This window comes from Actinosynnema pretiosum (assembly GCF_002354875.1).
Lineage (GTDB): Bacteria > Actinomycetota > Actinomycetes > Mycobacteriales > Pseudonocardiaceae > Actinosynnema > Actinosynnema auranticum.
The window spans coordinates 1,791,526-1,804,750 of the sequence record NZ_CP023445.1; the positions used below are offsets into that span (position 1 = coordinate 1,791,526).

Sequence of the window (13,225 nt, forward strand, 5' to 3'; positions counted from 1 at the left end):
GTCCGGTGGTGGCGCGGTCAGCGCCCGCGCCACCACCGGAACCTCACGGCCTCCCCGCCCGCTCGCAAGCCTCCGCCCGCTGCTGCAAGAACGCCATCAGCCCGTGCTCCCGGCTCGCCCACGGGTCCGCGTCGGCCTGCGCGCCCAGGACCCGGAACTGCTCCACCGCCTCCGCGTGCCGCCCGTTCGCGGTCAGCGCGAAGATCGCGTACCCCCGGTCCGTCCGCACCGCCCGAGGCGCGTTGCCCTCGCCCGCCAGCCGGGGCAGCAGCACCTCCAGGGCCTCGCGCACCACCGGCGTCTGCCACGGCGCGTCGTCGTCGCCGTCCTCCCGGTCGGGCAGCTCCTCGGTCGCCAGCATCGGCAGCACCGCCAGCGACGGGTGCGCGCGCATCGCCTCCTCGGCGAACCCCATCATCAGCTCGTGCGACCCGTGCCACTTCGCGCACCAGTACTGCAGCGCCTGCACGTGCCCGCCCCGGTGGTGCGGGTCCCTGGCCACCAGCTCCGCCCACGCCTCGCGGAACCGCTCGTGGTCGTAGCTCAGGCCCCTGGCGAGCATCACGCGCGTCATCCACGGCGTCGGGTCCTCGGGCGCCAGGGCCGCCGCCACGTCCACCGCCTCGTCGGCCTGCAACAGGAACCGGTGGAAGCCCGCCATCTGCTCGGCGCTGGTCTCAGCGGCCCTCCGGCTGCCGCGCGCCTGCCACGCCAGGTGCACCAGCGCGATCGCGCGCAGCGAGGCCAGGTCCGGGTTCGAGCCGTCCTTCTCCTGCCAGCGCCTCAGAAAAGCCTGGTTCGCCGCCGCGCACCCGGCGAGCGCGCGCACCACCTCGTCGCGGCGCGCCCAGCGGCCCCTGGTCGAGGCCAGCAGTTCGGCGCCCGCCTCCCAGCGGCCCTCGGTCGCCTCGGCCACCGCCCGGTCCAGCTCGGGGTCGGCGAGCGGCTCGCGCGTCACCTGGTCGTCGGGCACGAGCCCCCACGGGGTGGCGTCGAACTTCTTCAGCAGCCGGGGCGCGAGCACCTCGTCCGGCAGGTCCTCCATCTCGACGCCGCGCCGCGACGCCTCCCGCATGAGCCACAGGGTGTTCGCGAGCTTCTTGGGGTGCAACAACAACGACAGGACCACGGGGTGCTTCTTCCTGAACGGTTCGGTGACCGGTGGTGAGGCGGGGCGCGCACGGGCGGCGCGGCCGATCGCGGGGGAAGTGTGCACCACCGGTCAGCCGCCCATCAAGCGGATTGCGCTCCAGCGGAAGGCCGTCACGCCCCCGGTTCCACCGCCGGGCACCGCGTCCCGTCCTCGGGCACCACGCCGCCCAGCAGGTACGCGTCCGCCACGCCCCTGGTGCACGCGCTGCGCTGGTACACCCCGTGCCCGGCGCCCCCGTAGGTGACCAGCACCACCGCGTCCCCGGCCTGGCGCCGGACCTCCAGCGCGCCCGCGAGCGGCGTCGCCGGGTCGTGCGCGCCGTTCAGCGCCAGGATCTTCGGCGCGCCCTCGACCCGCAGCGGGCGCTGCGGGTTCGACACCTCCGTTGTCCGCCCCAGGCACGTCCCGATCGGCTGGTCGGGGCGCTGCCCGCCACCCGTGTTCGGGGCCACCCGCCGCACGTGCGCGGTCAGCGCGGCGTGCTCGCGGAAGTCGCGCACCGGCAGCGCCCAGTCCTGGCAGAACACCGCCGGGAACGGCTCCGCCACCACGTCCGCGCCGGCAAGCGCTCCCCCAACGCCCGCAACGGTTCCCGGCTGCGCGTCCAACAAGTCCACCCCGGAGTTGCCGGGCCCACCGGGGTTGACCACCAGCACCCCGATCCGCCGCGCGGGGTCCGGCGCCACCCGCCGAGCCACCGCCACCCCGACCCGGCCGTCACCGGGATCGGTCCGGTCGACGGGCACGGACAGCACGCCGCACTCGACGTCGGGCAGCTCGGGGCACGGCGCCCAGGAGAGGGCGGTGGTGGGGGAGGGGGAGGCCTGGGCAGCGGCGCCCGTGAGCAGCACGCTCACCACGACGGCGCCCAGCACGCGAACCAGCGGTCGCACGGCACTTCCTCCTGCGGGGGGACAGTGCCCGGATTGTGCACCCGGCGCGGGGGCGGGGTTAAGGGGAGAGCGGGGCTCGGTCGCAAACCCGCGAGCGGGCGACGTGCTCACAAAATCCTTTGTGGACAGTCCATTGAGGACTGAAAAGTGCCTTTCCCGCTCAACCGGGTCACCCGCGAGCCGACGCCCGAACCCGAGCCTCGCCGACCATGACCGGGTCGAGCGAGGGGTGGAACTCGTCCGCCACCGCCCACGCCCGCTCGGCCTCGTCCCTCCGCCCCTCCGCGTTGTGCGCGTTGCCCAGCCCGGTCCACGCCCGCGCCACCTCGTAGGCGCTGCCGCACCGCTCGCCCAACCCGACCGCCTCCGCGTACCCGGCCGCCGCGTCCTCGTGCGCGCCGTCCAGGAAGCGCGCCCACGCCGCGCAGTTCACCGACATCACCTCGTCCAGCGGCAGACCGAGCGCCACGAACTGCCCCCGGCTCTCCTCCGCGTGCCGCACCGCCTCCGCGCACCGCCCGAACTCCGCCTCCACCAGCGCCACGCCCCGCAGGGTGATCGCCGCGTTCCGCGCGTTGCCGAGCCGCCGGTACGCGACCAGCGCGGCGCCCAGCTCCCGCAGCGCCCGCTCGTGCTCGCCCTCGTACAGCGCGGCCCACCCCAGGCTCGACCGGGCGTTGGTCGACCCGTGCTCGTCGCCCAGCTCCCCGAACAGCTCCAACGACTCCTCGAAGCACTCCGAGGCCACCCCCGGCTCGCCCCGGTCCAGGTGCGCCACGCCCAGGTTGTGCGTGGTGGCCGCCAGCGCCCACCGGTCCTCGACCGCGCGGGCCGACGCCGCGGCCATCCCGTGCGTGTCCACCCACGGGCCCCACAGCTTGGTGCGGAAGAAGAAGTCGCGCAGCGCGAGCGCCAGCCGCCAGCAGTGCCCGTGCAGCCCGTGCCCCGAGGCCAGCCCGCACAGGCCGACCAGGTTGGGCCACTCCCGCTCCAGCCAGGACAGCGCCTCCTCCCCGCCCGCGAACTCCTCGACCGGCGCCGCGAGCTCCGGGGGCAGCGCCGGGCGGTACCGGTGCGGGCTGATCAGCTCGTCGGCGCGGTGGGCGAGCCGCAGGTTCAGGTCGAGCAGCCGCGCCACGGCGGCGGCGCACTCCTCGGTCGGCACCGCGGGCAGCAGCCGCGACCGGGCGAAGTCGCGCATCAGGTCGTGCAGCAGGACGCGGCCCGCCGGGCTCTGCCCGACCAGGTGCGCGTCGCCCAGCCGGTCGACGATGCCCCGCGCCTCCCGCACGTCGACGTCGCCGAGGGCCGCCGCGCTGCGGACCTCGATCTCACGACCGGGGTGCAGCGCCAGCATCCGGAACAGCCGCGCCTGCGCGGACGGCAGCGCCCGGTACGACACGCTGAACGCGGTGACGACGCTGCGGTCCCCGTCGTCCAGGACCGCCAACCGCGAGTCCTCGTCGGCGAGCCTGCGCTCGAACTCGTCCAGCGCGGCGGTCCCCGAGCGGAAGCGGGACGCGGCCACCCGGATCGCCAGCGGGAGCCTCCCGCACCGCTCGACCACGCGCGCCACGACCTCGGCGTCGGCGTCCGCGGCGGCCTCGCCGCCGACGGAGCGGAACAGGGCCGCGGCCTCGTCGGCGGGCAGCGCGCTGATCGGCACGTGCACCGCCTCGTCCAGCGCGTTGAGCCGGTTGCGACTGGTGATGATCACTCGGCACCTCGATTCGGCGGGGATGAGGGGGAGCACCTGAGCGGTGTCGACCGCGTTGTCGAGCACCAGCAGGAACCGCTTGCCGCGCAGGCGGCTGCGGTAGAGGTTGGCCCGCGCGTCCAGCTGCGGCGGGATCGAGTCGCCGGGCACGCCCAGCAGCCTGAGCAGCGGGTCGAGCACGTCGTGGGCCGTCACGCGCTCCGCCTCGCGGTCGTGGGACCGCAGGTCGAGGAACGCGCACCCGTCCGGGAAGGAGCCTGCGGCCTCCCACGCGGCGCGCAGCGCCAGCGCGGTCTTGCCCGCGCCCGCCATGCCGCTGAGCACGCAGACGCCGCCCGCGCCCGCGCGCTCCGCGAGCGCCCCGGCCACGGTCGCGAGCTCGGCTTCGCGCCCGGTGAAGTGCGCGGTCGAATTCGGCAGGCCGAACACCGGCAGCGCCGGAACGCCGACTTGCGCGCGGCGCCTGTTCTTCTCGCGCATCAGCGCGAGCAGTGAACCGCCCGCGCCGAGCGCGCTGTCGCACGCTTGTGCGAACTCCCGGTTGCCCGTCGCCTTGCCGGTCTCCACCTTGCTCAGGTAACCCTTGCTGTAGTGGATCAGGCGGGCGAAGGCGCTCTGCGAGTGGCCTGCGATTTCACGCTTCCGGCGCAGTTCCGCGCCGAATTCCGGTTGCTGTTCCACCATGCTCCGATCCTGCCCGGCGCGGGTTCGGGACGGGCTCGCCGCCGCGCGGGCGGGCCCCGGAACGCTCCGGGGCCCGGCCGCTCCGCGCCTACCCGAACAGGGTGAACAGGTGGAACACGAGTTCGATGACGTGGCTGTGCACGGTTCCCACACCTCCTCCGCGTCGCACGCGACCGGAAGCGCCTCGCGGTCCACCGCGTCCGCGCCACCGGGGCGCGCCGTTCCGCCATCCGAGGAACCCCCTGGTTCCCTCGGCATTGTTCGGCGAATCCCGGCTCCCGCCGGTGTGGCGCTCCCGATATTGCGGGGGTGTTCGGCTCCGCCCCCCGGTCACTCCGTTTTGGACGTGCCAAGCTTCACCTGCGGGAGGTTCGCCGAGGAAGTGGTTTCCTGTTTCCAGCACCGCTGGGAAACGGTTCGCCATATATGGGGGCGACGCGCCCGCGCAACTAGGCTCCCCTCCCGCGAAGGGGAGGTATTCCATGATCAAAAACGTTGGTGCTCTCGTCGCCGAGCTGAAGGCGCTCCGCAAGGGCCGGGGGCTCGACGCCCCCGACCTCGCCGCGCGCGTCGGCCCCGGACTGCGCTCCGCGTTCGACCTCGACGTCGACGCGCGGCCGGACCGGTTGCGGGAGGAGGTCGCGGAACGGCTCCGCGAGCTCGCGGGCGCCCTGGCCCCCGATCAGCGCGACGCGGTCCTGGTGGTCTACGGGCTCACCCCGGAGAGCGCGGCGACCCGGTTCTACAAGGAGCGCGTCACGATGCTCGCCACGAGCATGGAGCGGGACGACCGGACAGCGGGCAGGTTCATCGACAAGGTCCTGGACCTGGTCGCCCGCGCCGCGCTCGCCCCGCCGAGCGCTCCGGGCGACACCTGCGAGGACGAGGCGGCCCTGCCGTGGCGCCTCACCAGCCTGCGCACGTCGGTCGTGCTCAACGAGGAGCGGCCCAAGGTCTACGAGACGCGCCGCCTGCTCCTGATGCGCGACCGGATCGACCGGATCGACCTCGACCTGTCGGTGCCCGTCACCCCGGCGGGCGTCCCGCCCGGCGACGGGTTCCAGTTCCACGTCCTGCACGGCGCGACCCTGCAGGGGGAGGTGCGGCGCTCCAGCACCAGGAGGGGGTACTCGCTCAGGCTCCCGCGCGCGCTGCCCCGGCAGTCCGAGCACGAGGTCTTCCTGCGCTTCACCTTCCCCGGCCGCGGGGCCATGTGGCCGTTCTACGTGTCCACGCCCGCGCTCCGGTGCGAGCACTTCGACCTGCGCGTCAAGTTCCCGGAGAACCTGGTGCCCGAGCGGGTCTGGCGGGTCGCGGGGGTCCTGCCGCTCGAGGTGCAGGACCCGCTGGCGGCCAGGGAGTCGATCGAGCCCGACGCCAACGGCGAGGTGCACTCCACCTTCACCGGGCTGGTCCCCAACCTGTCCTACGGCGTGGTGTGGTCGCACGAGCCCGCCGGACGGCCGGGCGCCGGTTCCTGACCCGGTCGAGCCGGACGCACGGGGCGGTCGCGCGAGCCGCCGGCCGCCCCGGCGCCGCTCAGATCAGGGTCGGGTTCCCCCAGGCCAGGTCCAGCGCCCCCGTCGACGCGCCCCGCGCCCTGGCGGGCCCGCCGAAGCCGATCCGCTGCGCCTCCAGGCGCAGCACCTCGCGGCAGGTGACGTCCACCTCCACCACGCACAGCTTGCCGAGGGAGACCATGCCCTCCCAGGCGAGGTCGCCGTCCAGGAACGCCCGCAGCAGGCAGACCTGGTGCTTCTCGGCCGCGCCGTCCAGCACCCCCGCCGCCGCCTGGAACCGCCGGTAGCGCCCGCCGAGCTCCACCTCCAGGAAGCTCTCCGCCGGACCACCCGCCCCGGCCCTCCGCACGACCGCGCTCCGCTCGTACCGGACCCCGTCGATCCACGCCTCGCCCGAGCTGGTGTCCGGGCTGTGCGCCCGCCAGGTCAACCCCGCCAGCACCTGCTGGCCCGGCCTGGGCGCCGTGCACGTCGCGCCCCGCCACACCCCGCGCTCGGGCCGGGTGACCTCGCCGATCCCGGTGATCGCCGCGACCAGCTCGGCGACGCCCTCGGCGTCGACGCTGTTCACGTGGTAGCGGGTGGTCGAGTACGGGTGCAGGAACGCGGGCACGTCGTCGATCTCCCGACCGGCCAGCACCACCGGCAGGATCCGGCGGGTCGCCTCGTCCAGGTTCCTGGTCATCTGCTCCCGGAGGAACCGGATCTCGTACTTGACCCCGCGCCCGTCGCTGGGCGGCGTCTCGCCCGCCGCCCGCCGCCGGTAGTCGGGGGAGGCGATCACCACGGTGTAGTCCGCGCTGAGCAGCTCCTTCTCCGCCCAGAACGCCCAGTCCCGGCGGATGTTGTCGTCCCACCGGTCCAGGTAGACGTCCAGACCCTCGCCGACGCGCAGGTACTCCGCGAGCTGGAGCACGTCCCGCTTGTGCTCGACCGAGTCGTGCGCGTAGCTGATGAAGACACGTGGTACCTGGACGTCGGACATCGCTGCTCCTGAACTCGGCCGGTCGGTTCCGCCAGACGCCGGGAATTCTTGTGCAGGCGGGCGCCGCCGGGGAACCGCTGTCGTGAAGCTGTCGTCTTTTTGTCGGCTTTTTGCTCTGTTCTGGCGCGGAGTTCCCCGCTTAAGGTCGTCTGGTCCCCAGCCCACTCCTGAGAATCGGTGCACGGGTGTACGAGCACGATGTGATGATCAGCTACCGCCGGGACGGCGCGGCGGTTCCCGCCTGGGTCGAGAACCACCTCCGCCCCGCGCTCGTCGAATCGCTCGCGGACCAGTCGCTGGGCGAGGTCGGCTTCTACTTCGAACCCTCCACCGCGGCTGAGGACGGCTTCGACCAGGCGCTCAGGGCGTTCCGGCGGTCGAAGGTGCTGCTCGCCGTGTGCTCGCCGCAGTACTTCTTCGACGAGTGGTGCCTGGCCGAGTGGCACTCCATGAGCGATCGGGAAAAAGCCGCGGGAATGCCGCCTTCCTCGTTGACCTGCCCGGTCATCTTCTGCGATTCGAAGAACTTCCCCAGCTTCGCGAAGAGCATCGACATGCACGACCTGAAGCGCTGGAACATCACCACACCGCAGTTCAAGGAAACCCGCGCTTATCGGGGTTTCGGGGACGCGGTGAACAAGATCGCGCTCGAACTGGTCGAGAAGATCGCGCGGGCCCCGAGGTGGAGCGCCGACTGGCCGGTCGACACCCCCGCCGCCCCCGAGCCGACCCCCTCCCGAGTGCCGAGGTACTGACCCATGCCGGGGACCGTCGTCACCTTCTACTCGTACAAGGGCGGGGTCGGCCGCAGCTTCGCGCTGGCCAACGTCGCGGTCCTGCTGGCCCGCTGGGGGCACCGGGTGCTCTGCGTCGACTGGGACCTGGAGGCCCCCGGCCTGCAGGACTACTTCCGGGAGCTGCTGCACGAACCCCCGGCGAGCGGCGTGGTCGACCTGGTGGACGACTTCCGCGCCCACCGGGAGTGGACCGGCGCGCACGTCACCGAGCTGGAGTTCGGCGGCACCCTGCACCTGCTCGCGGCGGGCGACGGCGGCCCCGAGTACGCGGGGCGCATCCAGCAGATCGACTGGGACGACCTGTACAAGCTCGACTTCGGCGCCTACCTGGAGCGCTGCCGCGCGCGGTGGGTGGCCGACTACGACTTCGTCCTGCTCGACAGCCGCACCGGCATCACCGACATCGGCGGCATCTGCACCGCGCACCTGCCCGACTACCTGGTCGTCCTGTACACCGCCAACGAGCAGAGCATCCGCGGCGTGGTCGACATCGCCAAGCGGTCCGACGAGGCCCGCGACCGGCTGCCCTACGACCGCTCCCAGCTCACCGTCCTGCCGCTGCTGTCGCGGTTCGACGCGCGGGAGGAGTACGACCGGGCCGACTGGTGGCGGCAGAGGTGCGCGGAGGAGACGTCGGGACTGTTCGACAACTGGCTCAACGACCGGACCACCGCCGAGCTGATGATCCGCCAGCTGACCCTGCCCTACGTCTCCTACTGGAGCTTCGGCGAGCACCTGTCCGTCCTCACCGAGACCGAGCCCGGCCCCGAGCAGATCAGCTACCCGCTGGAGACGGTGGCCGCGCTGGTCGCCCACCGCTTCGACCACACGGCCGTGCTCGCGGACAACCGGGACACCTACGTCTCCGCCGCCAGGAACGAGAAGCGCGAGTTCACCCACGACATCCGGATCAGCGCGCCCAGGGGGATGCGGGACTTCGCCAAGCTCCTCGTCGGGGAGCTGCGCGACCTCGGCCTCACCGCGCAGCTGTCCATGTCCGGCGACCGGTCCCTGCTCAGCGACGGCGCGGACACGGCGAGGCACCTGTGCCTGCTGGTCGACGGCGAGGTCAGCCGGTGGCAGTCCGCCGAGGTGGAGCTGTTCCTGCGGTGGAACCCCGACCAGGACCGGCGCGTCGTCCCGCTGCTCACCGCCGACACCGAGGCGGGCGCGCTGCCCGGCTCCATCCGCAACCTGCGCTCCCTGCGCCTGGCGGGCGCGCCGCAGCCCTTCGACGCGGCCAGGGGGCTGGCCGCCCAGCTCGCGGGCGAGCAGGAGGGCGACGGGCTGGCCGACGTGCTCAGCCAGGCGCACCGCGCCACGCTGCGCCCGCCCAGGTGGGAGCTGGTCGACGACATCCTGCGCGCCACCCTGGCCGCGCTCGAGCAGCAGGCGTCGGACCAGCTGGAGGAGCTGACCGAGGACCTGGTCCAGGCGATCAAACCGCGCGCGAACGACGAGGCGCGCACCGGGCCGCCCGCGAGCACCCGCGCGCTGCTCGACCAGGCCACCAGGGAGAACCACAGAGCCACCCGCCGGGGCTAGTCGCACCGGCGGCACCGACCACGTGCAGGAGGAACGTCCCATGACCGATCGCTTGAGCACCAAGCAGACCGCGGCGATGCTCGCGCTGATGGTGATCGCCCGCGAGGTGTCGAACCCGGACCTGGAGAAGGCGGTGGGGTTCACGCTCACCGGCCAGGACCGCACCAAGCTCAACGACGAGGGGCTGGTCGAGAGCAGGCAGAAGCGCTGCTACTACCACAAGCTCACCGACGAGGGCTGGAAGTGGTGCAGCGAGGAGTTCCGCGCCGACGGCCCGCCGCCCACCTCGCAGAGCAGCACCCTCACCAACGCGCTCTACCTGGTCACCTCGGGGGTGGACGGGTACTTCCGCCGGGAGGGGGTGGAGCTGAACGAGGTCTTCGAGACGGGGGAGGAGCTGACCACCGAGGAGATCGAGGAGCGCGTCCGCAAGGCGTACCGCAAGCTGGCCCGGACCCCGCGCGCCTGGGTCGCCTTGGCCGAGCTGCGTTCGAGGCTCGGTGGCATTCCGCACGGGCAGGTCACCTCGGTGCTCAAGGAGCTGAGCCGCACCGAGCGGGTCAAGCTGGAGCCCGAGTCCAACCGCAAGGCCCTCACGCAGGCCGATCACGACGCCGCCGTGCGCATCGGTGGCGACGACAAGCACTCGATCTCCATCGAGCTGTCATGACCGATCACCTGACGGTGCTGAGCAGGCTGAGCCTGAACTGGGCGGAAACACCGGATCACGTGTGGCGGGACTCCCCCTACCACGTCGAAGGGTTGCAGGACAAAGCCTCGATGACCCTGGACGGCTGCGTCAAGGACGCGGAGAGCAGCGACGGACCCAGCCCCATCGGGTTGGTCCTGCAGGGCCAGAAGGGGATCGGCAAGACCCACCTGCTCGGGCTCGCCCGGCGCAAGGTGCACGAGGTGAGCGGCTACTTCTTCCTCAACGACCTGACCGACGGCGACGCCTTCTGGGAGAACACGGTCGAAGCACTGCGAACCGGGTTGTCCTGCGTCGACAACTCCGGCGGTTTGCAGCTCATCAGCTTCCTGCGCAGGCTGTGCTCCCTCATGGCACTGCCCTCTGACGTCTCTTCAGGCGTGCTGGGCGGCAGGAGGCTCACCAGGAAGCACGTCGACGCCTTCGTGGAAGGTTTGTACGGCCTGGACCGCAGGCTCGCGATGGAGTGCGGTGACACAGCGAGGGCTCTGGTCCTGTGCGCGAGCCAGAAGTCGGCTGTTCGGTACGTCGGCGACCACTACCTGGGCGGCTTCGAGGAGGAGGAGAGCGGCGAGCGGCGCAAGTGGGGCATCCGGGCCCAGCGCAAGCCCTCGTTGGCGCTGGTCCGCGACATCACCCGCCTGCTCGCGCTGACCGGTCCGATCGTGATCGGTGTCGACCAGCTGGACACCCTGGTCGCCAGGTCGGGGCGCACCATGGCGCAGACCGGCGACGCCGATTCCGACGACTACCTCATGGCCCAGATCGCCGACGGGCTCATGCGGCTGCGCGAGGTCACCCGTCGAACGGTCACCGTGCTCATGTGTCTGCCCAGCACCTGGGCCGGGCTCAAGGCGAAGGCATCCGACACAGTGCCCGACCGCTTCCGCGAGGAGATCACCCTCGGCGACATCAACGATCCCAGGCTCGGCAGCGCACTCGTTGAGAAGCGCCTCGGTGTGGCCTACCGGAACCAGGGGTTCACCCCGCCCTACCCGACGTGGCCCATCCGACCCTCGGCCTTCGAGGAGAACTGGGAGCCGCACACGCCGCGCGGTCTCATCAAGCGCCTCGGGGCCCACATCGACACCTGCCTGCGCGAGGGGCAGGTGTTCGAGCTGGACTCGCTCAACGAGTTCGCCCCCCTGCTGCCGGAGTCCGTCGACCAGGCCCCGAAGCCCGCCACGACCTCCGACCAGTTCGCTGAGCTCGACGCGTTGTACGACCGGTTGCGCGCCAAGGCGGACTGCTCGTTCCTGCTCGACCCCAAAAACGAGGACGAAGTCATGCCCGAGCTGCTGTCCGGCGCCCTGCGCGCGTGGATCAGCGAGGTCGGCTCCGACAACATGGAGTGGGAGCGCAAGCCCGGCACCAGTGGTAACGAGCTGCACGCCTGGCTCACCTGGAACGTGGACGAGAAGACCGACCTGCAGGAGCATTGGGCCTTCCGGGTCATCCTCGCCAAGCACCACATCTCCGTGCTGCACCGCTTCCGCCAGGCCAAGTCGGCCGCTAGGCAGACCAAGAAGGCCGACAACCGGCACCTGGTGGTCATCCGGGCCTCCGCCTGGTCCCCCGGCATCAAGACCCAGCAGGAGCTCGCGGAGTTCGAGGCCGCCGGTGGGCTGAAGGTGAAGCTCTCCGACGCGGACGTCCGCACGTTCTGGGCGTTGCAGCAGATGACCGAGGCCGGGCACGCCGAGTACCAGGACTGGCTGATCGAGCGACGGCCCGCCGGGAAGTCCCAGCTGCTCTCCTCGGCCCTGTCCAAGGCCCTCACCACGCACCGCGCCGCCACCCCCAGAGCCCCCGCGTCCCGCCGCAAGGCGGGCCCCGCGAAGAACCCCGCCGCCGACCGCTCGGACGGCACCCACCCACCACCCGATCCCGACGCCATCACCGTCGGCACGACCCTCGTCGGCGGCGCCCCCGTCCAGGTCGAGCTGGCCGCCCTGCGCAAGCACACCGCCGTCTTCGCAGGCTCCGGGTCGGGCAAGACCGTGCTGCTGCGGCGGATCGTGGAGGAGTGCGCGCTGCGCGGCGTCTCCTCGATCGTGCTCGACCCGAACAACGACCTGGCCCGCCTCGGCGACGCCTGGCCGGACGCGCCGGAGGGGTGGGCGCCGGGGGACGCCGCGCTGGCCGGGCGCTACCTGGCCGGGACCGACGTCGTCGTCTGGACGCCCGGTTGGGCGAGCGGTCGGCCGCTGGCCTTCCAGCCGCTGCCCGACTTCGCCGTCGCGGACGGGGACGAGTTCACCGCCGCCGTCGAGGTGGCCGTCGCGGCGCTGGCGCCGCAGGCCAAGCTCACCGGGGGGACCGCCAGGACGAGCATCGGGCTCGCGGTGCTGCGCGGGGCCGTGGAGCGCCACGCCCGCACGGGATCGCGCAGCGTCCGGGGCCTGATCGCCCTGCTGGCCGACCTGCCGGAGGGGGTGACCGACATCAACGACGGCCGGAAGATCGCCGCAGACCTGGCCGAGGTGCTCAAGGCCGCCGTGGTCAACGACCCGCTGTTCGCGGGGGAGGGCCACCCCGTCGCCCCCGGCGCCCTGCTCACCCCCGCCGACGGGAAGCGCGCCAGGATCTCGGTCATCAACCTCATGGGGCTGCCCTCGGACGAGCAGCGGCAGAGCTTCGTCAACCAGCTCCAGATGGAGCTGTTCTCCTGGATCAAGCGCAACCCCGCAGGGGAACGCCCGCTGGGCGGGCTGTTCGTCGTGGACGAGGCGCAGAACTTCGCGCCCTCCGGCACGATGCTGGCGAGCACCCGCAGCACCATCGCGCTCGCCTCGCAGGCCCGCAAGTACGGGCTCGGGCTGGTGTTCGCCACGCAGGCCCCCAAGGGGCTGCACAACCAGGTCGTCGGCAACAGCACGACCCAGTTCTTCGGCAGGCTCAACAGCCCGGTCCAGATCAACGCGGCCACCGAGTTGGCCAGGGCCAAGGGCAGCTCGGTCGCGGACATCTCCCGGTTGGAGCGCGCCCAGTTCTACGTGTCGGGGGAGGCGTTCGGCTTCCGCAAGGTCGCCACGCCGCTGTGCCTGAGCCACCACCCGGCGAGCCCGCTGCACTCCGAGGAGGTCCTGCAGCGGGCGCGCGCCGGGGACGGCGGGCGGGGGGCGTAGCGCGGTGGTCGCGGCGCGGTGGCGGACCGCGCCGCGACCACCGGGCGACGCGCGGGTGGCCCGGCGGGTCGGCGCGCGGCGGTGTTCTCCCCGG

Annotated in this window: 9 protein-coding genes; 5 read left to right on the forward strand and 4 right to left on the reverse strand. The window is 72.6% G+C overall.

The window, feature by feature from the left end; translation table 11 throughout:
• Positions 1-43: 43 nt before the first annotated feature.
• The 3 genes from CNX65_RS08160 to CNX65_RS08170 all read right to left on the reverse strand — a co-directional run bounded on the left by CNX65_RS08160 (position 44) and on the right by CNX65_RS08170 (position 4,447).
• A complete protein-coding gene (locus CNX65_RS08160) occupies positions 44-1,129 on the reverse strand; it encodes a DUF4034 domain-containing protein (protein WP_157767542.1) in 1,086 nt (361 codons plus the stop codon).
• A gap of 134 nt (positions 1,130-1,263) precedes the next feature.
• Positions 1,264-2,046, reverse strand: coding sequence for an alpha/beta hydrolase (locus CNX65_RS08165; RefSeq protein WP_198320442.1), 783 nt, complete (start codon positions 2,044-2,046; stop codon positions 1,264-1,266).
• Positions 2,047-2,215: 169 nt separating this feature from the next.
• Entirely contained in the window at positions 2,216-4,447 is a 2,232-nt protein-coding gene (locus CNX65_RS08170) for a helix-turn-helix domain-containing protein (RefSeq protein ID WP_218182099.1), read from the reverse strand.
• 482 nt (positions 4,448-4,929) lie between these two features.
• Between CNX65_RS08170 and CNX65_RS08175 the strand changes: the two genes are divergently transcribed.
• Positions 4,930-5,928, forward strand: coding sequence for a hypothetical protein (locus CNX65_RS08175; protein WP_096492219.1), 999 nt, complete (start codon positions 4,930-4,932; stop codon positions 5,926-5,928).
• A 58-nt stretch (positions 5,929-5,986) separates the two neighbouring features.
• Here the strand turns inward: CNX65_RS08175 and CNX65_RS08180 are convergent, their stop codons facing one another.
• The gene (locus CNX65_RS08180; protein ID WP_096492220.1) at positions 5,987-6,952 is read right to left on the reverse strand and encodes an SEFIR domain-containing protein; all 966 of its coding nucleotides are present in this window, start codon (positions 6,950-6,952) and stop codon (positions 5,987-5,989) included.
• A gap of 185 nt (positions 6,953-7,137) precedes the next feature.
• Between CNX65_RS08180 and CNX65_RS08185 the strand changes: the two genes are divergently transcribed.
• The 4 genes from CNX65_RS08185 to CNX65_RS08200 are packed head-to-tail and all read left to right on the forward strand — an operon-like array spanning position 7,138 to position 13,131.
• The gene (locus CNX65_RS08185) at positions 7,138-7,707 is read left to right on the forward strand and encodes a toll/interleukin-1 receptor domain-containing protein (protein ID WP_096492221.1); all 570 of its coding nucleotides are present in this window, start codon (positions 7,138-7,140) and stop codon (positions 7,705-7,707) included.
• A gap of 3 nt (positions 7,708-7,710) precedes the next feature.
• A complete protein-coding gene (locus CNX65_RS08190; RefSeq protein WP_096492222.1) occupies positions 7,711-9,294 on the forward strand; it encodes a tyrosine-protein kinase family protein in 1,584 nt (527 codons plus the stop codon).
• 40 nt (positions 9,295-9,334) lie between these two features.
• A complete protein-coding gene (locus tag CNX65_RS08195; protein WP_096492223.1) occupies positions 9,335-9,964 on the forward strand; it encodes a hypothetical protein in 630 nt (209 codons plus the stop codon).
• Entirely contained in the window at positions 9,961-13,131 is a 3,171-nt protein-coding gene (locus CNX65_RS08200; RefSeq protein WP_096492224.1) for an ATP-binding protein, read from the forward strand. Before CNX65_RS08195 ends, CNX65_RS08200 begins: the two co-directional genes overlap by 4 nt.
• Positions 13,132-13,225 lie beyond the last annotated feature (94 nt).